The 20,599-nt window shown below is 65.5% G+C and carries 21 protein-coding genes and 2 pseudogenes; 5 read left to right on the top strand and 18 right to left on the bottom strand.

Translation table 11 applies throughout. The features are described 5' to 3' along the window. Positions 1-113 precede the first annotated feature (113 nt). Both D1F64_RS11370 and D1F64_RS11365 read left to right on the top strand, forming a co-directional pair. On the top strand, positions 114-398 hold the full coding sequence (locus tag D1F64_RS11370) for a GIY-YIG nuclease family protein (RefSeq protein ID WP_117412542.1): 285 nt from the start codon (positions 114-116) through the stop codon (positions 396-398). An 824-nt stretch (positions 399-1,222) separates the two neighbouring features. Then, positions 1,223-1,372: a DUF1127 domain-containing protein gene (locus D1F64_RS11365; protein WP_117412541.1), complete on the top strand. Its 150-nt coding sequence runs from the start codon at positions 1,223-1,225 to the stop codon at positions 1,370-1,372. Positions 1,373-1,963: 591 nt separating this feature from the next. Here D1F64_RS11365 and D1F64_RS11360 read toward each other — a convergent pair. Next, a complete protein-coding gene (locus D1F64_RS11360; RefSeq protein ID WP_117412540.1) occupies positions 1,964-2,584 on the bottom strand; it encodes a hypothetical protein in 621 nt (206 codons plus the stop codon). 253 nt (positions 2,585-2,837) lie between these two features. Here D1F64_RS11360 and D1F64_RS11355 point away from each other — a divergent pair, with 253 nt between their 5' ends. Both D1F64_RS11355 and trmFO read left to right on the top strand, forming a co-directional pair. Continuing rightward, the gene (locus D1F64_RS11355; protein ID WP_117412539.1) at positions 2,838-3,398 is read left to right on the top strand and encodes a type 1 glutamine amidotransferase domain-containing protein; all 561 of its coding nucleotides are present in this window, start codon (positions 2,838-2,840) and stop codon (positions 3,396-3,398) included. Between the two features lie 121 nt (positions 3,399-3,519). Next, positions 3,520-4,938: a methylenetetrahydrofolate--tRNA-(uracil(54)-C(5))-methyltransferase (FADH(2)-oxidizing) TrmFO gene (gene trmFO / locus D1F64_RS11350; protein ID WP_117412538.1), complete on the top strand. Its 1,419-nt coding sequence runs from the start codon at positions 3,520-3,522 to the stop codon at positions 4,936-4,938. Between the two features lie 208 nt (positions 4,939-5,146). Here the strand turns inward: trmFO and D1F64_RS11345 are convergent, their stop codons facing one another. The 5 genes and pseudogenes from D1F64_RS11345 to yajC form a co-directional block, all read right to left on the bottom strand. Further along, positions 5,147-5,995 (bottom strand): phytoene/squalene synthase family protein, encoded by an 849-nt coding sequence (locus D1F64_RS11345; RefSeq protein ID WP_117414557.1) that lies wholly within the window; start codon positions 5,993-5,995, stop codon positions 5,147-5,149. A gap of 67 nt (positions 5,996-6,062) precedes the next feature. Continuing rightward, a pseudogene (locus D1F64_RS11340) lies at positions 6,063-6,463 on the bottom strand (Mth938-like domain-containing protein). 7 nt (positions 6,464-6,470) lie between these two features. After that, positions 6,471-7,412 carry a protein translocase subunit SecF gene (secF, locus tag D1F64_RS24085; RefSeq protein ID WP_117412537.1) on the bottom strand — a complete coding sequence of 314 codons (942 nt, stop codon included), beginning with the start codon at positions 7,410-7,412 and terminating at the stop codon, positions 6,471-6,473. A gap of 18 nt (positions 7,413-7,430) precedes the next feature. Next, positions 7,431-9,047: a protein translocase subunit SecD gene (secD, locus tag D1F64_RS24080; RefSeq protein ID WP_117412536.1), complete on the bottom strand. Its 1,617-nt coding sequence runs from the start codon at positions 9,045-9,047 to the stop codon at positions 7,431-7,433. Positions 9,048-9,387: 340 nt separating this feature from the next. Then, positions 9,388-9,711 carry a preprotein translocase subunit YajC gene (gene yajC, locus D1F64_RS11325; RefSeq protein WP_117412535.1) on the bottom strand — a complete coding sequence of 108 codons (324 nt, stop codon included), beginning with the start codon at positions 9,709-9,711 and terminating at the stop codon, positions 9,388-9,390. A 212-nt stretch (positions 9,712-9,923) separates the two neighbouring features. On the opposite strand from yajC, the gene D1F64_RS11320 reads away from it, so the two are divergent. Next, a complete protein-coding gene (locus D1F64_RS11320; RefSeq protein ID WP_117412534.1) occupies positions 9,924-10,898 on the top strand; it encodes an ATP-binding protein in 975 nt (324 codons plus the stop codon). Positions 10,899-10,920: 22 nt separating this feature from the next. Here D1F64_RS11320 and D1F64_RS11315 read toward each other — a convergent pair whose 3' ends face one another. The 12 genes and pseudogenes from D1F64_RS11315 to D1F64_RS11265 all read right to left on the bottom strand — a co-directional run bounded on the left by D1F64_RS11315 (position 10,921) and on the right by D1F64_RS11265 (position 20,582). After that, positions 10,921-11,292: a YkvA family protein gene (locus D1F64_RS11315; RefSeq protein ID WP_248304733.1), complete on the bottom strand. Its 372-nt coding sequence runs from the start codon at positions 11,290-11,292 to the stop codon at positions 10,921-10,923. 19 nt (positions 11,293-11,311) lie between these two features. Further along, positions 11,312-12,304: a peptidoglycan DD-metalloendopeptidase family protein gene (locus D1F64_RS11310; protein WP_117412532.1), complete on the bottom strand. Its 993-nt coding sequence runs from the start codon at positions 12,302-12,304 to the stop codon at positions 11,312-11,314. Next, positions 12,301-12,594, bottom strand: a complete 294-nt coding sequence (locus D1F64_RS23320) for a hypothetical protein (protein ID WP_162901478.1) — start codon at positions 12,592-12,594, stop codon at positions 12,301-12,303. The genes D1F64_RS11310 and D1F64_RS23320 overlap by 4 nt, the downstream gene beginning before the upstream one ends. A 313-nt stretch (positions 12,595-12,907) precedes the next feature. Next, positions 12,908-13,519 carry a protein-L-isoaspartate(D-aspartate) O-methyltransferase gene (locus D1F64_RS11305; protein ID WP_117412531.1) on the bottom strand — a complete coding sequence of 204 codons (612 nt, stop codon included), beginning with the start codon at positions 13,517-13,519 and terminating at the stop codon, positions 12,908-12,910. Between the two features lie 259 nt (positions 13,520-13,778). Further along, complete coding sequence (gene surE, locus D1F64_RS11300) at positions 13,779-14,537, bottom strand: 5'/3'-nucleotidase SurE (RefSeq protein ID WP_117412530.1); 759 nt, start codon at positions 14,535-14,537, stop codon at positions 13,779-13,781. 30 nt (positions 14,538-14,567) lie between these two features. Then, positions 14,568-15,853, bottom strand: a pseudogene (serS, locus tag D1F64_RS11295) (serine--tRNA ligase). A gap of 119 nt (positions 15,854-15,972) precedes the next feature. Continuing rightward, a complete protein-coding gene (gene tatC, locus D1F64_RS11290; RefSeq protein WP_117412529.1) occupies positions 15,973-16,764 on the bottom strand; it encodes a twin-arginine translocase subunit TatC in 792 nt (263 codons plus the stop codon). Continuing rightward, the gene (gene tatB / locus D1F64_RS11285) at positions 16,761-17,405 is read right to left on the bottom strand and encodes a Sec-independent protein translocase protein TatB (RefSeq protein ID WP_117412528.1); all 645 of its coding nucleotides are present in this window, start codon (positions 17,403-17,405) and stop codon (positions 16,761-16,763) included. Before tatB ends, tatC begins: the two co-directional genes overlap by 4 nt. 53 nt (positions 17,406-17,458) lie before the next feature. Further along, complete coding sequence (locus D1F64_RS11280; RefSeq protein ID WP_117412527.1) at positions 17,459-17,689, bottom strand: twin-arginine translocase TatA/TatE family subunit; 231 nt, start codon at positions 17,687-17,689, stop codon at positions 17,459-17,461. Between the two features lie 79 nt (positions 17,690-17,768). After that, positions 17,769-18,929, bottom strand: coding sequence for an ABC transporter ATP-binding protein (locus D1F64_RS11275; protein WP_117412526.1), 1,161 nt, complete (start codon positions 18,927-18,929; stop codon positions 17,769-17,771). A gap of 77 nt (positions 18,930-19,006) precedes the next feature. Next, complete coding sequence (gene scpB, locus D1F64_RS11270) at positions 19,007-19,636, bottom strand: SMC-Scp complex subunit ScpB (RefSeq protein WP_248304770.1); 630 nt, start codon at positions 19,634-19,636, stop codon at positions 19,007-19,009. An 88-nt stretch (positions 19,637-19,724) separates the two neighbouring features. Continuing rightward, positions 19,725-20,582, bottom strand: coding sequence for a ScpA family protein (locus D1F64_RS11265; protein ID WP_117414556.1), 858 nt, complete (start codon positions 20,580-20,582; stop codon positions 19,725-19,727). Positions 20,583-20,599: the final 17 nt, after the last annotated feature.

The following is a 20,599-nucleotide window of genomic DNA, read 5'->3' as shown; positions in this document are numbered from 1 at the left end:
CGCGCAGCGTGTCGAGAGATCCGGAATCCAGGAGGAAAGAGCCCGGAGGGCGCTATTCTTCTTTTCCAGCACCGCGCTCTTGCCTCCGATATCCGCATATTTCACGATGAGCCATGGCCTATGTCTACATCATGGCGTCGGGGCGCAACGGGACGTTCTATGTGGGCGTGACGACGGATCTGTCGCGGCGCGGCTTTGAACATTCCTCCAAGCAAACGGACGGATTTACGGCGCGCCACGGCGTCTCCAAGCTCGTCTGGGCTGAGAGGTTTGACAGCGTCACCGATGCCATCGCACGGGAGAAACAACTGAAAAAATGGAAGCGCGCCTGGAAGCTCGCGCTGATCGAGGAGGCAAACCCGGACTGGCGGGATCTCTTCGAATTCGGTCTGGAATGAGCGTGGGCGGACGATTGAGAAGAACACTGCGCCGTGCGGGCGCGTTCCTCCTGGATCCCGGATCGCGTGATGCGGCCTGCCGCACACGGTCCGGGATGACGTAGAGAGTTGAAGATCCACAGCGGCGGGTGCGCCTGTCGCCATCGCATCGGCCGCCAGCTCATGGCCCACCGTCCCCGTCTTTCCCGCGTCATCATCCCTCCTCCGCCGTCATCACCCGGCGAAGTCCGGGTGATCCACTCTGTGTGCGGCACGGTTTGAGCTTTTGTGGACAATCCAATGCCGCTCCGCGATGCGCCATACGCCTGCCGCACGCGGGATTGGATACCCCGGACTTCGCCGGGGTATGACGCCGACGGGCTCGAGCCCGCGTCAAATATGACGAATGCCTCACTGGGAATGCGGAAACGGATGCGGGCCTAATGGTCGCGCGTTACAGCCCTGGCCATGTGGACCGGATGTGACGGCGGGCAGTGCGAGAAGAAACACGCGCCATGCGGGCGAGTCTCTCCGCGACATTCCGGAGCAAGCACGCGCAAGCTTGTTGAGAGAACCGGAAAGCAGGAGAAACGCGCCAGAAAGGCTCCTATTTTTGGCATCGCGAGGCCCTTGAAAGCCGCGCTCAATCAACATGTTACGCACGGTTTTCCGCCATTATTGTGCACTGCACATGCTGCTCTGCACAAATTGCATGGCTGCTTTGCAGCATTGGCTCTCCACAAACCGGATGCCCTCGCCTACTTATCGATCATCGAGACAACGCGCCGCACCGCAAACAACGCGAAGCTGCTGGCGCCCAAGAGTAGAAGTTCTGGAGCAAGACAATGATCAACTCGATCACGCGCAAGTACCACAGCTGGAAGAAATACCGCGAGACCTACGACGAGCTCGCCCGTCTTTCCAACCGCGAGCTGCACGATCTCGGCATCGGCCGCTCGGACATCGAATTCGTGGCCCGCAAGACGGCCCGCTAAGTTTCGTGCCCTTGAAATAATCTCCTCCCTTATTTCAAGGACACATCCCGAAGGGGCTACCTCCTCCCAGCCCCCAAGGACCCCGACGAGGCACCCTCCTCCCAGCCTCCTAGGAAAAAAGACGCCCACCGGTACCTCCTCCCGCCGGTGGGCGTGTTTTCCCTAAGTCGGGCACGCACAATCCGGGACCACCGTTTGGTCCGCACAGTTTGCGCCGTTGAAGTGACCTCCTCCCCACTTTGACAGCGCACTATCCGAAGGGGCTTTCTCCTCCCAGCCCCCAAGGAGCCCGACGAGGCACCCTCCTCCCAGCCTCGTAGGAAAAAAAGACGCCCACCGGTACCTCCTCCCACCGGTGGGCGTTTTTTTATGCGCTTTTTCCAACATATGATTTCCGGTCGGCACGAAGCCGCCTATCCTTCGAGGCCCGCTTGCGCGGGCACCTCAGGATGAGGTCATCGTGTTAATGGTTTCGACGTGGCTGCGCCCGTGCGGCGCCATCCACGCAGAGGCGGGATGGACAATCTGACAGCCCCATCGGGAGCCGAGTGTGATCGAACGGGAGATGGCGCCGCGTTTCGGGCTAGGGCGTCAGGCGTCGCCGGGATATTTCGCGAACCACGTGTCCAGCGGCATGATGTCCGGCGCGACGCCGTTGGCGTGCGGCCAAGAATCCACCGCGAAGGATTTGCCCGCCGCCTTCTCCGTGACCACGGCGGTGGCGTGCGGATAGCGTCCATCGAGGAAGAAGCCGCGCGCCACCGGGCTGCGCACGCTGTGATGGGTGAGAAGCCCCGCCTTCTCGGCCACGACCAGCAGGCTGGTCGTGTTGGTCGCCTCGTCGATGCAGTCCATCTGGCCGCGCACGCCGGCGTTCTGCGCGTCAAAGCCGCCTGCGTCGTTGGCCGAACCGACGACCGGCGCGACCCGCTTTTCCTGCCATTGCACGGCGCGGGATATGGCGGCGCGTTCCGCCTGCGGCGACGACGCGCCGTTTTTCAGGATCGAGGCCAACTGTTTCATGTCGGCGGATGAAAAGCTCACCGGCGTGCGCCAGGCACAGCCAAAGCCGTGGCAGATGACCACCTTTGCGCTGCTCGGCGCGACCGCGTTGCGATAGGCGTACCAGGATTTCGGCGTGCCCACGGCCTGTCCGGCGCACCCCGAAAGCACCAGCCCCAGGGCGCCCGCCGCCATCACCAACCGCTTCATCGCCGCTCCCCAACCACCCGCCGGATCTCCATGCGCCCAAGCCTGCCGGAATTCAGAATCATCCGTCTTGATACGAAGTCTGCCACAAATCGCCGCCGCTGGGATGTCCGGGATTCCGTGACCGGCGGAGCGGCTGCCGGAACCCTCGCGCCGAGAGCGCGCATGGCACGCCGGGGGGACACATCATGGAACAAAATAACGTCGATTCCGTTTCCCCACCAGGCAACACCCATCCACAACGAGGAGATGCGCCATGCATGATATTTCAGGCAAGACAGTCGCCATCATCGCCACCAACGGCTTCGAGCAGTCGGAGCTCGAGGTGCCGCTGGAGAAGCTGAAGGACGCGGGCGCCCAGGTGCACGTCATCTCATTGACGAGCGACGCGATCACCGGCTGGAAGAATGGTGACTGGGGCAGCAAGGTTGCGGTCGACCGGACGATCGACGATGTGTCGCCGGACGACTACGACGCCCTTGTGCTGCCCGGCGGCCAGATGAATCCGGACATCCTGCGCGTCGAGCCGAAGGTCATCGCCTTCATCAAGACGATCTTCGAGCAGAAGAAAATCGTGGCGGCGATCTGCCACGCGCCTTGGCTGCTGATCGAGGCCGGGATCATCAAGGGTCGCGCGGTCACGTCCTACGGGTCGATCAAGACCGACGTGATCAACGCCGGCGGCGTGTGGGAAGACAGCGCCGTGGTGGTCGACAAGGGACTGGTGACCAGCCGCAAGCCCGACGATCTGGACGCGTTCTGCTCCAAGATCGCGGAAGAGATCGCCGAGGGCAAACACGCCGCGCGCGCGGCGTAATCAGCCTGCCGGGCATCAACGGCATCTCGAAAGGCCCCGGAGCAACGCCCGGGGCCTTTCATGCCTCAAGACGCCGGTCCAGCCGATTGCCAATCGGCCGCGATTGGCTATATAGACCGCCATGACCCAACACACCCACGCTCCCATTCATATCATCGGCGGCGGGCTCGCAGGCTCGGAAGCCGCCTGGCAGATCGCCTCCGCCGGCGTGCCGGTGGTGATTCACGAAATGCGCCCGGTGCGCAAGACCGACGCGCATCAGACCGAGGCCCTGGCCGAACTGGTGTGCTCGAATTCCTTCCGCTCCGACGACGCCGAGCAGAACGCCGTGGGACTGCTGCACGCGGAGCTCCGGCGCGCGGGCTCGCTGATCATGAAGGCCGCCGACGCGCATCAGGTGCCCGCCGGCAGCGCCCTGGCGGTCGACCGGCACGGGTTCTCCGGCGCGGTGACCGAGGCGCTGGAAGCGCATCCGCTGATCTCCATCGTGCGCGAGGAAATCGCCGGACTGCCACCCGAAGATTGGGACAGCGTGATCGTGGCGACCGGGCCGCTGACCTCGCCGGCGCTGTCGCAGGCCGTGCTGGAGGCCACCGACGAGGATGCGCTTGCGTTCTTCGACGCCATCGCGCCGATCGTGCATTTCGGCTCCATCGACATGGACACAGCCTGGTTCCAGTCACGATATGACAAGGTCGGTCCGGGCGGAACGGGCAAGGACTACATCAACTGCCCGATGGACAAGGAGCAGTATCAGGCCTTCATCCAGGCGCTGATCGACGGCGAGAAAACCGATTTCAAGGAATGGGAATCGACGCCCTATTTCGACGGCTGCCTGCCCATCGAGGTGATGGCCGAGCGCGGCGCGGAAACCCTGCGGCACGGACCGATGAAGCCGATGGGGCTGACGAATGCGCACAACCCGGCGGTGAAGGCCTATGCGGTGGTGCAACTGCGCCAGGACAATGCGCTGGGCACGCTCTACAACATGGTCGGCTTCCAGACGAAGCTGAAATACGGCGCGCAGGCCGAGATCTTCCGCATGATTCCGGGGCTGGAGAACGCACAGTTCGCACGCCTTGGCGGGCTGCACCGCAACACGTTCCTCAATTCACCGAAACTGCTGGACGAAAGCCTGCGGCTGAAGGCGCTGCCGCGGCTGCGTTTCGCCGGGCAGATCACCGGCTGCGAGGGCTATGTGGAATCCTCGGCGATCGGCTGTCTCGCGGGTCGGTTCGCGGCCGCCGAGCGGCTGGGCAACCCGATCGCGCCGCCGCCAGGCACCACCGCCATGGGAGCGCTGCTCGGCCACATCACGGTGGGCCACCTGCCGGACGAGGAGCCGGGAAAACGCTCGTTCCAGCCGATGAACGTGAATTTCGGGCTGTTTCCGCCGGCCGAGTTCAACAAGACCGGCGAGGACGGCAAGCGGCTGAAGGGCCCGGACAAGAACAAGGCCAAGCGCCGGGCGCTGACCAGCCGCGCGCTCAATGATTTCGACGCCTGGCTGGCGGGTTCGGAACGGCAAGCGGCGGAATAGCCCGATGATTGGCCCCTGTCCGTCCGTCATTGCCCGGTGTCGGTCCGGGCACTCCAATCGCGCGCGCGGCAAGCCCAGGGGTCTGTTGAGACGATGCTCTGGATGCCTTTCTTGGCACTTTGGCTGACCGCAATCAGAGTGGATACCCCGGACTTCGCCAGGGTATGACGGCTGAGTGAGCTGCAAGCGGTGCTCCAAGCACCCCGTGTCAGATGCCCCGGCGGCTGGCGCGCCAGAGGGTCCACTGGCGGCGCCATTGGGCCAGCTCGATGGGCGTGTTGAAGGGATCGACGCCCGGCCTTTCCATCGCCGCGAGATAAGGCTCGATGAGCGCGAGCGGCAGGAAGGCCGGCGCGCAGGCCGGATCGCAGGCGCCAAGCGCCGCGCGCGCCTTTTCCAGATGCCCGGCGATGATCAGCCGCAGCTCGCCGAGACACGCCCGCAGATGCGGCGTGGCATCAAGCTGGCGATAGCTCTCCATGTCGACGCCACAGGCGGACAGCAGATCGGCCGGCAGATAGGTCTGGCCGCGGCGGGCGTGCCAGGGCAGCGCGCGCAAGAGCCCCGTGAGCGCATAGGCGACGCCGCCATGCCCGGCCGCGTCGGCCGGAGCCCCCTCGCCGTTCTCCGCCAGAATCATCGAGACGAGCTGGAACAGCACCGAGGTCGTCTCACCGGCGTAGCCCTCCAGATCGCTCAGGCTGGGCATCGGGTCGTCGTAAAGATCGAAGATCCGCGCTTCGAGCAGATCGAGAAACGGTTTTTCTGGCAGATCGTAGCGCGCGATGGTCTCCAGCAGCGCCGCCGCGACCGGATGGGCGGCCGTCTCCGGCTGTCCCGAGGCGTTCCCCGTCAGCGTGTCGCGCCACCATTGCAGGCGGATCTCGCCGGGCAGCGCATCGCTGACCAATTCGCGCACCCGCGCCACCTCGAGGTTGAAGGCGTAAAGCGCGAAGACGTGCGGCCGCGCGCCGGCAGGCACGAAGAGGGTCGCAAGGTACCGGTCCTTGTCGTGGCGCCGGACCAGATCCTGACAATGATCGAATGAGGATTGCATGGAAGCGATGTAGTCCAAAATCGGGTGCTGTCCACCGGAAACCAGCAGCAGACACCCGTCCCGGCGATCAGTCGACCGCCAGGAGCGCCGCGGCGACCGCGCGGTTCTCGGCCAACAGCACGTTGAGCGTGCGCACCGCCGCGCCGGTGGCCATGGAATCGGCCGAAATGCCGTGCGCGCGGAACCGCTCGCGCAGGCCTGGCTTGATCGGCACGAGCGTCGGTCCGGAGCCGATCAGCAGGATCTCGATGCCGTCGGCTTCCGCAAACAGCGGCGCGAAGGCATCCGCGGTCATGTCGTCGGGCGAAACCGGATCCCATCCGTAGACGCCCGAGGGCAGCACCAGAAGCGAGCCGCGATGCGACATGTCGGCGAAACGGAAGCCCCCTCGCCATAGGCGTCGATCGGGGCGCGCCCTGGAAAATGCGCGTCCCGAACGATGATTCCCTTGCCGCGTGGGCCGGCCATCGTGACCTCACGCAGCTCCGGTTTCGGGTTCCGGGGTGCTGTCCGCGGATTCCGGCTGAGGCCGCAGTTTCAGATAGATCAGCACGGGCGCGGCGATGAAGATCGACGAATAGGTGCCGACCACGATGCCCCAGATCATCGCGAAGGTGAACGAACGGATCACCTCGCCGCCGAAGATATACAGCGCCAGAAGGGCGATCAGCGTCGTCAGCGACGTCATCGTCGTGCGCGACAGCGTGTCGTTGATCGACAGATCGAGCAGTTCGGGTAGCGGCATCTTCTTGTATTTGCGCAGGTTTTCTCGAATCCGGTCGTAAACCACCACCGTATCGTTGAGCGAGTAGCCGACGATCGTCAGGATCGCGGCGATGCTGGAGAGTCCGAAGTCGAGCTGCAGCACCGCGAACATGCCGATGGTCAGGATCACGTCGTGCACGGTCGCGACAATGGCGCCGACGGCGAATTGCCACTCGAAGCGGAACCAGATGTAGATCAGCACGGCGAAAAGCGAAGCGAGGACGGCGATGGTGCCGGCCTGTGCAAGCTCACCGGAGACGCGCGGACCGACCGCCTCGATGCGGCGGAAGTTCACCTCGTCGGCGAACTCGTCGCGCACGAGGGCCACCGCGCGCTGCTGCCCTTCCTCCGCGCCTTCCTGACGTTCGATGCGGATCAGCACGTCATCGGGCGCGCCGAAGGTCTGCACCTGCACATCACCCAGATTGAGATCCTTCAGCCGCGTGCGGATGGCGGAGATGTCAGCCGGACCGTCCGTGGTCTGGATCTCGATGATGATGCCGCCGCGGAAGTCGATGCCGTAATTCAGGCCGATAACGAAGAACATCGCGATGGAACTGACGATGGCCAGCACGGAGAGCGGAAACGAAAACCGCCGGTTTATCATGAAGCCGAAGTGGGTCACTTCGGGCACGAGTCTCATCAGACGCATATCAAGACCCTTCCACGGTCAGATCGGCACGCGCGTGGGGCGGCGCAGCTGCACCCACATCGCGATGAGGAAACGGGAGAACGTGAAAGCCGAGAAGACGGTCGTCACGATGCCGATGGCCAGCGTCACGGCGAAGCCGCGAATGGGGCCGGACCCGAGGTAGAACAGGATCACGGCGGCGATCAGCGTGGTAATGTTGGCGTCCAGGATGGTTCCCAGCGCCCGGTTGAAGCCCACGTCAATCGCCCCGATGGCCGAACGGCCGAGCCTCGCTTCCTCACGAATACGCTCGAATATCAGCACGTTGGCGTCCACCGCCATGCCGACAGTCAGCACGATACCGGCAATGCCGGGAAGCGTCAGCGTGGCGCCCAGCGTGCTCAGCGCGCCGAAGATCAGGATCATGTTGACGATCAGCGCCAGGTTGGCGAAGACGCCGAACAGCCCGTAGGCCGCCAGCATGAAGACCACCACGCCGAACGTGCCGAGCAGGGAGGCAATCTTGCCCGCCTCGATGGAATCCGCACCCAGGCCGGGGCCGACGGTGCGCTCCTCCAGGATCGTCAGGCGCGCGGGCAAGGCGCCGGCGCGCAGCAGGATCGCCAGGTCGTTGGCGCCCTCGACGGTGAAGCTGCCCGAGATCTGGCCGGAGCCACCGAGAATCGGCTCGCGGATCACCGGCGCGGAGACCACCTCATTGTCGAGCACGATGGCGAACGCCCGATTGACATTCTGCTGCGTCACCAGGGCGAACTTGCGCGCGCCCGAGGTGTTGAAGCGGAAAGAGACGACGGGCTCGTTGGAGCGCTGGTCAAAGGTCGCCTGCGCATCGACGAGATCCTCGCCGGTGAGAAGCGCGTTCTCCTCCACCAGATAGAGCTGCGGCGGATCGTCGACCGAAGGCAGCAGCAAGGTGCCGACCGGCGGACGCGTCTGGGCCGCCTGCTCCGGCGCCATGGTGCTGTCGACCATATGGAAGGTCATCTGGGCGGTCTGGCCGATCAGCGCCTTCAGGCGCTCGGGGTCGGACAGGCCCGGAGCCTCGACAAGAATGCGGTCCTCGCCCTGCCGCTGGATCGAGGGATCGGTGGTGCCCATCTCGTCGATACGGCGGCGGATAACCTCGATCGACTGGTCGACGACCGAGCGCACGCGCTGCGCCAGACCTTCCTCGGTGAAGGTGAAGCGGGCGAGGCCGTCGTCGGAGACCGTGAGCTGGAATTCGTTCACCGCCGTGCCGCTGAAGACAGACGACGCAAGCGGGTTGAGCAACTCGCTCAGCCGCTCCCGCGCGTCGTCGATGCGGGCGGTGTCGCGCAGGCGCAGCTGCACCGCGTCGTCGCCTTGCACGGCAAGCCCGGTGTAGCCGATGCGCGGCTCCTCGCGGCGCAGGGCGTCACGGACCTCGCCGACGAGGGTGCGCAGGCGCTTGGTCGTGTAATCCTTGCGATCGACCTCATAGAGCAGATAGACGCCGCCCTGAAGATCCAGCCCGAGCACCACCTGCTTGCCCGGAATCCAGTCCGGCCAGCGGGCGACATTCTCCGCGGCGAAGAAGTTCGGCAGGCTCGTCAACACCCCGGCCAGGACGATCAGAACAATCACGCCGATTTTCCAACGTGCGAAATACAGCATATCGCGGCGTCCATTCCTTCTGGATCACGATGCGGCGGGCCAGAGAGCCTTGCGCCGCGACGCGATCGATTCGTGTAAGTTGGCCCGGAATGCGGGCGGTTTCCCGCCAATCGCTCATTCCCGCCTGAATATTCCGCCCGCCGGAACCAGTACGACCGATTGGCCCGCCATGGCGCGGCCTGACGGCCCGAAGGCACGCCGCATCGAGCGGATGCGCCCTGCATGGAGCCTGGGAGCCCGAAAGGCGGCATGGCCGCCTCCCGTCAGATCACCCGGCAACGCCCCGCGGCCCCATCACGGGCCGGAGGCGTCTTGCGGGCGCAGTCGCCGCCGGCCGCTGTCAGGCGGCAGGCTCACCCTTGGCGCGGACTTCCTGGACCATGGCGCGCATGATGCGCACCTTGATGCCTTCGGCCACTTCCACCTGGATCTCGGCGTCGTCGATAACCTTGGACACCTTGCCGATCATGCCGCCGGCCGTGACGATCGTGTCGCCACGACGCAGACCAGCGACCATTTCCTGGTGCTGCTTCACGCGCTGGCGCTGCGGGCGGATGATCAGGAAATACATGATCACGAAGATCAAGATGAACGGCAGGATCGACATCAGAAAATCGCCGCCGACCGGTAGACCGCCCTGCGCGAAGGCTGGGGTCACGAACATAGACCTCTCCAAGAAATTGTTGTTGGGACAGCCTCACCGACGCACCACGCGCGGGCGGGCTCTCCACTTCATTTTAGCCGCGCGGACTATAACCGCGTGCCCGCGCTTTGCAAGGGACGGCATGCCTTACCGGGGGCGCGAGCCCGTCTTTTGATTCACACGCGGCCCGTGCTACAGGCTGTTGACTCCGGGCGGCCCGAGGGCCGCGACGGATTCGCCGCGCATGGGGCCGGCCGCGCGGACACCGCCCGCGGCGTCCCGGCCCGACGCGGAGCAGATCAACCACCGGCCGAGCACCCCGCCATGACCGCACCTTCCGAATTCACCGAACTGACCCGACGTCTCGACACGCTTATCGCGCTGATCGAGCGCGCCGTGCCCGCCGTGCCCCCCGCCCCGACTTCGACGCGGCCGACGCCTTCGTCTGGGCGCCCGCCACGCAGACGCTGGACCCGGTGCAAAGCGTCAACCGAGTGGCCATGGTGCTGCTGCAGGCGGTGGACCGCATGCGCGACACGCTGATTTCCAACACCGAGCGCTTCGCGGGCGGGCTGCCAGCCAACAACGTGCTGTTGTGGGGCGCGCGCGGCATGGGCAAATCGTCGCTGGTGAAGGCGAGCCACGCGCTGGTCAATGAACAGCGGGCCAGGGAGGGCAAGGGACCGCTCAAGCTCATCGAGATCCACCGCGAGGACATCGAAAGCCTGCCGGCGCTGATGAAGCTGCTGCGCGGCAGCGCCATGCGCTTCATCGTGTTCTGCGACGATCTGTCGTTCGACGGCAACGACGCGTCCTACAAGTCCCTGAAGGCGGTGCTCGAGGGCGGCGTCGAAGGACGCCCGGACAACGTGCTGTTCTACGCCACATCGAACCGCCGCCATCTTTTGCCGCGCGACATGATGGAGAACGAACGCTCCACGGCGATCAATCCGAGCGAGGCGACAGAGGAAAAGGTGTCGCTGTCGGACCGATTCGGCCTGTGGATCGGCTTCCACAAGTGCAGCCAGGACGACTATCTGGAGATGGTGCGCGGCTACTGCCGCCACTTCAAGATCGACATTTCCGAAGAGGAGATGCGCCGGGATTCGCTGGAATGGTCGGCGACCCGCGGCGCCCGCTCCGGCCGCGTCGCCTGGCAGTACATCCAGGATCTGGCGGGACGCCTCGGCGTGCCGCTGACGGAGTAGCGTGTGGGGGTTGGCGGGACGGTCAGGAGCGCCAGAAAAGCCAGCCGCACAGCGCGATCGACGCGATCCACGCGGCGGCGACGGCTGCCGCGGCGCACAGGCTGACCGGCCTTGATCGCATCGCCTCGGCGGCGGCGCGATGTTCGGCCATGAGCTCGGGCGGGATCAGCCGGATGACCAGCAGAATGCCGAGCGGAACAATGACTGCGTCGTCCAGATAGCCGAGCAGCGGGATGAAGTCGGGAATCAGGTCGATCGGTGAGAGCGCGTATCCAGCCACCACGGCGGCCAGGACCTTCGCATACCACGGCACCCGCGGATCACGGCCCGCCAGATAGACGGCAAGCACGTCGCGTTTGACGATGCGCGCCCAATCCTTCAGGCGGGCCAGCACGGCACCGCGGACCCTGGCGTCAGACCTTGGAGAGATACTGCAGCGGATCGACGGGCTTGTTGCCGCGGCGCAGCTCGAAGTGGAGCTGCGGCTGGCTGACGGAGCCGGTGGAGCCGGCGGCGGCAACCACATCGCCCCGGCGGACCGTGTCGCCGCGCCGGACCATCAGCTCGCTGTTGTGCGCGTAGGCCGAGACCCAGCCGTCCTCGTGCCGGATGAGCACCAGATTGCCGTAGCCCTTCAATTCGTTGCCCGAGTAAATCACCGTGCCGCTTTCCACAGCGCGGATCTGCGCGCCTTCCGGCACGGCCAGATTGATGCCGTCGTTGCGCGCCCCGCCGGCCTTGCGGCCGAAGCTGGAGATCACCCGACCACGCACGGGCCAGCGGAAGCGGTTCGCATTGCTGTCACCAACCGATTCGGTGGTTTCGGGATCCGGCTGCGCGGTAATGTTGGCGATCTGGTTCCCCGATGCCTCTTCCTCGCGCGACGCGGCGCGCTCAGGCTCCGACCGCACCGGACGGGAAACCTTGGGGCGGAGTTTCGGGCTCACCGCGATCGGCGCCGCGGGAGCGGTTTCGGTGGCGCGCGTCGTGCGGGTGTAGGCAGCAGAGGCGGCGGGCTTGCGGCGCGGCTCCTCCAACGGAGCCTCGACGCGTGAAACCTGCGACGGCGCGACGGCACGCACCGGCGCGGAGTTCACCACGCGCGGACGCATCGGCTTGGGATCGGGCACCACGTCGGCATTGGAGGCGACGCGGACCGTTCTGGTGCGCACCGGCTTCACGTTGGAGGCCGTGTCGCGGGCGTCGGGCGCCTGCGGGCGCTGCGGCGTGGGCAGCGCGTTGGCCTGCACCGATGAGCCGTGATTGTAGGACGGGATGATCAGACGCTGACCTTCACGCGGAAAATTCGGATCGCCGTTGAGACCGTTGGCCGCCTGGATCGCGCTCACCGGCACGCCGTAGCGGCGCGAGGCGGTCTGAACGCTTTCGCCACGCTCCAGCGTCACCCAGGTGCCGCCGGCAGTCGTCCAGCCCGGCTTGGCGGGTTGGGACTGTGTGGTACGGGTCTGGGGCGCCTGGTGTCGACGGCGTTCGAGCGCGGCGAAACGGAGCCGGTGTACAGCGGCACGGGCTGCGGCCCCTGCGCCGCGACGATCGGCACGCCCCGGTTCGTCCCGGAGGACGACGGCAGCACGCCGCGCTGCACGGCGCTGTTGCTTGCGTAGCCGGTGTTCGCGTAGCGCGAGGTATTGCCGGTGTTGACCGAGCCGGTGACATCGTCAGGATTGGAGGACATGAGAATGTCGTCATAGCTTGGCTGGGTGACGGGCCGCCAAGGATGTCTTTTTGATTCTGCGTGCCGCCGGTATAGATCGGACCGCCAAAACGCTCGACGCCACTGCTACAACCGGCAGCAAGGCCCGAGACGAGCGCAATCACTGCGACGCGGGACATCAACCGGGAGCGAAACGTGTACTCGGTGCGGGACATAGGCTCTACTCAAATTCGATCTACGCATTTGAAGACAGGCCCATAGTTAATACCGGTAACGTTGATAAAGCTTTAAAGCCGGACCGGTTGTGGTAACCACCGATACGAGCGATGCGGCGTCAGAGCCGCGCGGCGATCCCCGCCACCATCGGCACGAAACGCACGGGCGCGACCTCGGTTTGCGCGAAATCGTCGCCGCTGCGCACGACGCGCGTCAGTTTTTGCGGCTGACCCGGGACGCCGACCGGCGCGATCAGCACGCCGCCATCGGGATCGAGCTGTGCCTTCAGCGCCTCCGGGATCGCCTCGACACTGCCGGTCACGATGATTCGGCCAAAGGGCGCCTCCTTCGCCCAGCCCAGCAGTCCGTCGGCCAGTTCCACCTGAACGGAGTCCATGCGCAGCGTCGCCAAGCGCTGGCGGGCGAGTTCCACCAGAGTGCGGTAGCGTTCCAGCGTCACCACCCTGGCCGCCAGATGCGACAGCAGCGCCGCCTGGTAGCCCGAGCCCGTGCCGATCTCCAGAACGGAGTCCCGCGCGCCGACTTTCAGATGCTCCAGCATGGTGGCGATGGTCGAGGGCGCGGAAATGCTCTGGCCGCATTCGATAGGAAGCTGGGTGTCCACATAGGCAAGCACATGCTGGCGGGCGGCGAGAAACAGACGCCGGGGCACGCGCTCGATGGCGCTGAGCAGCCGCGCGTCACTGACGCCGCGGGCGCGCAGCTGCATGATCAGCGACAGGCAGGCCTCGCGCTCGCTCTGCAGCCGCGCGCGGGACTGCGCGTCATCGGGGCGGCCGTATCCCGGCCGGTGCCCGTGCCGTCGGCCTTGCGGTCAGATCCCGCCATGCGCGGCTCCACGCGGTTTGAGAGGCGTCACGCCGAGGGCGCCGGAGCCCTACCCGAAGGCCGGCACGCCCGCGCCCGGCGTTCAAGGCGCGCCAGGAGCCGGCCGGCATGTCGCCGGACGGCAACGCGCCCCGACGTCATTATGCAAGCTTATCGGAGAGATTTCGCATGAATTCGTGATCCGTCATGTCGAGCCGCAGTGGCGTCACGGAGATGTTGCCATTCATGATGGCGTGCAGGTCCGTGCCCTTGGCCGGATCCATCTCGGTGCGCTGGAAGGCCAGCCAGTAATAGGGATTGCCGCGCCCGTCCGTGCGGGCATCAATATAGAGCGAATCGGGATTACGCTTGCCCTGCGCGGTGATCTCGACGCCGCCGACCGCATCGGGCGCGCGGGCGGGGAAATTGACGTTGAACAGCGTTCCGGCGGGCGTCTGCATCGACACCAGCTTCTCGACAAGCGCCGGCGCGTGGTGTTCGGCCGCCTCATAGCTGGGATTGTCGCGCGTTTCCCAGCCGTAGGCCTGCGACAGGGCCACCGAGCGGATGCCCAGAATGGTGCCCTCGATGGCGCCGGCGACGGTGCCGGAATAGGTCACGTCCTCGGCCAGATTGCCGCCGCGATTGACGCCCGACAGCACCAGATCAGGCGCATCGCGCATGATCTCGCGCACGCCCATGATCACGCAATCGGTCGGCGTACCGCGCACGGCGAAGCGATTCTGCCCGAGATCGCGCAGCCGCAACGGATCATTGAGCGACAGCGCATGCGCCACGCCGCTCTGGTCCGTCTCGGGCGCCACGACCCAGACATCCTCCGACAGCGTCCGGGCGATGCGTTCAAGAACCGCAAGACCCGGCGCGTTGATGCCATCGTCGTTGGTGATCAGAATGCGCATGCTGTCTCCCGTGGCGACCGTCGAATGGTGTCAGACCGCCGGCGCGCCGATGACCGCGAGCCCGCCCATCAGCGGCCGCAGCACCTCGGGCACGGTGACCGTGCCGTCCGCGTTCTGGTAGTTCTCGACAACCGCGATCAGCGCGCGGCCGACAGCGATGCCGGAGCCGTTGAGCGTGTGCACGAACTTGAGGCCCTTCTCGTCCTCGGACGGAAGCGGGCATTCATGCGCCGGGCCTGGAAATCACCACAGACCGAGCAGCTCGAAATCTCGCGATAGGCGTCCTGTCCAGGCAGCCAGACCTCGATGTCGTAGGTCTTGCGGGCGCCAAAACCCATGTCGCCGGTGCACAGGGTCACGACGCGGTAATGCAGGCCGATCTGCTTGAGCACCTCTTCCGCGCAGCCGAGCATGCGCTCGAGTTCGGCTTCCGATTCCTCGGGCCGGGTGATGGAGACCAGCTCGCACTTCTGGAACTGGTGCTGGCGCAGCATGCCGCGCACGTCGCGTCCCGAGGAGCCGGCCTCCGAGCGGAAGCAGTAGGTCAACGCGGTGACCCGCATGGGCAGCACCTTCTCGTCGAGGATCTCCTCGCGCACGAGATTGGTCAGCGGCACCTCCGCAGTCGGAATCAGCCAGCGGCCATCGGTGGTCTTGAACAGATCCTCGGAGAACTTGGGCAGTTGCGAGGTGCCGAACAGCGCCTCGTCGCGCACCAGAAGCGGCGGCGAGACCTCGAGATAGCCGTTCTCGCGGGTGTGCAGGTTGATCATGAACTGGCCGAGCGCGCGCTCGAGCGCAGCAAGCTGACCCTTCAGGATCACGAAGCGGCTGCCCGAGAGTTTCGCGGCGGTCCCGAAGTCCAGCCCGTCCTGCAGGCCGGAAATCTCGAAATGCTCCTTCGCCTCGAAATCGAGCGCCGGCTTGTCGCCATGCGCGCGATAGAAGACGTTGCCGGTCTCGTCCTTGCCCACCGGCACATCGTCGAGCGGAATGTTGGGGATCGCCGCCATGGCGTCGTCGAGCGCCGCGCTCAGCGCACGCTCCTCGTCCTCGCCGCTCTGGATGAAGGCCTTGATCTGCGCGACCTCGTCGATCAGCGCCTGGGCGCGGTCATTGTCACCCGATCCCTTGGCCTTGCCGATCTCCTTGGAGGCGGCGTTGCGGCGCTCCTGGGCTTCCTGCAGCTTGGCGACATGCGCGCGGCGCGCATCGTCGAACGCCACCAGGCGCGCGGCCTGCGGCTCCGCGCCACGGCTTTCCAGCGCGCGGTCGAATGCGTCCGGATTGCTTCGGATCCATCTGATATCAAACATCGGTCACACCCAGGCAGACTAGTGTCAGGCAATTGCTAGGGGCGGGCGTCCAGCGCGCCGAGGCGACCGGTCACCAAGCCCGTGAACGTGCCCGTGTATGACCGATTGCGTGCGCAGGATCAAACCTCCTCGGCGCGCTCGGCCTCTTTTTCCGCGCGTTTGCGCTCCACATAGACCACCGCGAAGATGGAAAATTCGTAGAGAAGCAGCGTCGGGATCGCGAGGCCGATCTGGGTGATCGGATCCGGCGGGGTCAGGACCGCAGCGACGATGAAGGTGATCACCACCGCCCATTTGCGCTTTTCGCGCAATGTCGTGCTGGAAACCATGCCGGCGCGGGCGAGCAGCGTCAGCGCCACCGGCAGCTGGAACACCATCCCGAAGGCGAACAGCAAAATCATGATCAGGCCGAGATACTCCGACACCCGCGGCAAATGCTTGATCGCCGCGATGCCCTCCCCGCCCGCCTGCTCCATCGACAGGAAGAACGTCATGGCCATGGGCATGACGAAGAAATAGACCAGCGCCGCGCCACAGGCGAACAACACCGGCGTCGCGAAGAGATACGGCAGGAAGGCGGAGCGTTCGTTCTTGTAGAGACCCGGAGCCGCGAACATGTAGATCTGCGAGGCGATCACGGGAAAGGCGATGAACAGCGCGCCAAACAGCGCCAGCTTCAACTGCGTGAAGAAAAATTCCTGCGGCGCCGTGTAGATCATCTCAATCGGATGCTCGGAACCGGCGGCCTGCTCGTAGGGAACGATCAGGATATTGAAGATATCGGAGGCGAAGTAGAAACACACCACAAAGGCGATCGCAATCGCGATGATCGACTTCATCAGCCTCTGACGCAGCTCGATCAAATGCTCAAGCAACGGAGCCTTTGAAGCTTCGATATCGTCGTCGCTCATGATTTGATGTCTCCGGCGCCCTCAGCGGTGCTGGCCGCCTTGGTCTTGGCGGTCTTCGGCGCTGCCTTGGACGCAGAGGTCTTCTTCGTGGCGGCGGCCTTGGCCGGCGCCTTGGCGGCCGGCTTCGCCGCGGGCTTCCTGTGGGCCGGAGCCTTCCTGGCAGCGGGCGTCGCGGACGCAGACTTTTTTGAGGCGGAGGACCCGGCAGCGGCCGGTTTGGCCGTGCTTGCGGAGGACCCGGCAGCGGACTTGTCCACAGCGGCCTTGTCCGGCACGAGCTTTTCGGTTGCCGAGGGCGGCACCTTCGCGGCCGACGGCTTGCCGACCACGGCGGGCTCGCTCAGGTCCTTCTTGATGTCCGCGGCGGCCTTGGACACCGGATCGAAGGATTTCTTGATGTCGCCGAGAGGGTCGAAGTTGGCGGCCTTGTCGGCGGCCTTGCGCATCTCGTCGATATCCGCCTGTTTCTCAACATCGCGAATAGCGTCGTTGAAGGTGGACTGGAACTCTCCGGCCATACGCCGCAGTTTCCCCACCGTCTGCCCGAAGGTCCGCAGCATGCGCGGCAGATCCTTGGGTCCCACCACGACAATTGCCACCGTGGCGACCACCAACAGCTCCGTCCAGCCGATATCGAACATCAACAGCCGCCTGTTTGACGAACCTCAGGGGCGGCGCGCCGCCCGTGCCTGGTTCAGCCTGCCTTGGACTGGTCTTCCGCCTTTTTGGCGGAGACGGTTTGAGCGTCCGTATGCTCGATGGTCTTGCTCGTGTCGGCCACGTCCGTTTCGTCTTCGGCCATGCCCTTCTTGAAGCTCTTGATGCCCTTGGCGACATCGCCCATCAGCTCGGAGATCTTGCCGCGACCGAAAAGCAGGACCACCACAACCGCGATGATCAGAATTTGCCAGATACTCAAACCCATGTGGACCACTCCCGATAAGTCCGTTGTCGTTCAGGATCGCGCTTGCGCAGCGGCGTTCCCGACCCGCATACCACTGCACTTAAGCCGTCCCGTCCCCCGCCGCAACCGGTTTCAGCCCGTCCGCGCGCGGAAAGACGAGAATATCTGTCGGATCGAAGGCCAGCGTGACATCGTCGCCGACACGAAACCGCCCGCGCTCGCGCACCCGCGCCTTGAGCGGCAGATCGAGACCGGAAACCGCGATGTCCAGCAGGTCCACCTCACCCAGAAACCGGGTGCGCGTGACCCGTCCCTGCAACGCCGCGTCATCCGCTTGCGCGCCGCTGTCCGCCATCACCTCAATTCCCTGGGGCCGCAGGCAGATGTCAACATCGACGCCGTCAGCGACGCCCTCGCAGTCGAAGATGCCGACCGGCGTTTCGGCTCGCCCGCCCCGGGCGACGCCGCTCACCTCGTTGAGTTCGGAGAAGAAGCGCGCGGCGAATACGTCGACAGGATTGTCATAGAGCGTATCCGCCGGACCGATCTGCACCAGCCGGCCGGCGCGCATCAAGGCGATGCGGTCGCCCATGCGCATGGCCTCCTCCGGATCGTGGGTGACCACGATGCAGGTGGCGCGGGTCTCGCGCAGCACCGCCAGCGTCTCGTCGCGCACATTGTCGCGCAGCCGCCGGTCGAGGCCGGAGAACGGCTCGTCCATCAGCACCACGGCCGGACGCGGCGCGATGGCGCGGGCCAGGGCCACGCGCTGCTGCTCGCCGCCCGAAAGCGAATGGGGATAGTCGGCGGCATAGGCCTCCAGCCCGACGCGGGCGAGCGCGCTCAGGCCTTCACGCTCGGCCTCCGCGCGCGGCAGGCCGGTCAGGCCGAAACAGACGTTCTGCAGGATCGTCAGATGCGGAAACAGCGCGTAATCCTGGAACATCAGGCCGACGCCGCGCCTTTCCGGCGCCAGAAACGTGTTGGGACCGGCGACCTCGCGGCCGTTGATCATCACCAGGCCGGATGTCTGCCGCTCCACACCGGCGGCGATGCGCAGCAGGGTCGTCTTGCCGCAGCCCGAATGCCCCAGCAGGCACAGCACCTCGCCCGGATCGACATCGATGGAGATATCGCGCACCGACGGCTGGCCGTCGTAGTCGTGGCAGATGCCGGAGAACGACAGCCGCGCGGCAATGGTGGCCGCGGCCGTGCCGCGCCGGCCCCAGTGCGTGGGATCGGCCTTTGCGTTCACATTCACAGCGATCGGTCTTTCAAAGGGTTTTCTCTTGGTTGCGCGTCGCGGAAACCGTCGCAGCGTCTCGAAATCATCCGGGGCTAATCCCGGTCGTCGTCGTCACCAGTGAGAATGCCCGCATCGAACATGTCCTGATCGGTCAGCGGATCCTCGTCCTCGGCCAGATCCGGATCGTCGTTCGGCTGCGGCACCAGAAAGTTCACCGGCACCGCGCTGTCAAGAAGCCCGGCCCCGCGCAGCTCTTCCAGACCCGGCAGGTCGCCGATGGCATCGAGCGCGAAATGTTCCAGAAACGCGTCCGACGTGCCGTAGGTGATTGGCCTTCCGGGAGTGCGGCGGCGGCCGCGCAGGCGCACCCAGCCGGTCTCCAGCAGCACATCCAGCGTTCCCTTGGATATGGAGACTCCGCGCACGTCTTCAATCTCCGCGCGGGTGACGGGCTGGTGGTAGGCGATGATGGCGAGGGTTTCAAGCGCGGCGCGCGAGAGCTTCTTCTGCTCGATCGCCTCGCGCTGGAGCAGAAACGACAGATCGTCGGCCGTTCGGAACGCCCATTTTCCCGCGACGCGGACCAGATTGACGCCACGCCCGGCGTAAGCCGCCTGCAGTTCGCCGACGAGCGCAGCCACATCGACGTTCTCGGGCATGCGCTCGGCCAGTTCCTTGTCGCCCAGGGGTTCCGCGGAGGCGAACAGAAGCGCCTCCAGCATGCGCAGCTCGAAGCGGTGATGCGAGGGCGACAGGCTGGTCACATTGTCCCGCGTCTCGCCGGCCGCGGCGCCCAAATGCTCGCCGTTCTCAGTCATTGACGCTGGTATCCCCTGTGCCGCGGGCCGGTTCCCTGTGCGATCCGGTTTCGGTGTCGCGTCCCGCGCGCGAGGCGCTGTCGCGCGTGCGCACGTAGAGCGGCGAGAAGGAACCGGACTGGCGGATCTCGATCATGCCTTCCTTCACCAGCTCCAGGCTCGCGGAAAACGAACTCGCCATGACTGTCGTGCGTTCCTCGGGGACCACGAGATACTCCATAAGAAACGAGTCGATCGGCGTCCAGTCGGTGGTGACGCCGATGAGGCGGGTGAGAAGCGCACGGGCGTCCTGCAGCGCCCAGACGGTGCGCCTTTGCACCCGCACCGAGGTTACCGAGCGGCGCTGACGCTGCGCGGCGTAGGCCGTCAAAAGGTCGTAGATCGTCGCGTCCCATTCGCTCTTCTTGACGATGGAAGCGGTTTCGGGATGCCCGCGGGCGAAAATGTCCCGGCCCAGCCGGTTGCGGTTCATGATCTTCGCCGCGACCTCGCGCATCGCCTCCAGACGCCGCAGGCGGAAGGCGAGCGCCGCGGCAAGCTCCTCGCCGCTGGGCTCGTCGTCGTCCTTCTGGGCGGGCAGCAGCAGCCGCGATTTCAGATAGGCCAGCCACGCCGCCATGACCAGATAGTCGGCGGCCAGTTCGAGCCGCAGCTTGCGCGCCTCATGCACGAAGGCGAGATACTGCTCGGCGAGCGCCAGAATGGAAATCTTCGCCAGATCGACCTTCTGGTTGCGCGCAAGCGTCAAGAGCAGGTCCAGAGGTCCCTCATAGCCGTCGACATCTACGACCAGCGCCGGACCTTCGGCCTCCCGGTCGCGCGACTGCGCCGAAGACAGCAGATCCTCCATCGACCGCCCGTCATCGC

The organism is Breoghania sp. L-A4, assembly GCF_003432385.1.
In the GTDB taxonomy this organism is placed as follows: Bacteria; Pseudomonadota; Alphaproteobacteria; order Rhizobiales; family Stappiaceae; genus Breoghania.
The sequence above is the reverse complement of the archived record's forward strand: the minus strand, read 5'-3'. Positions and strand labels throughout refer to the sequence as shown.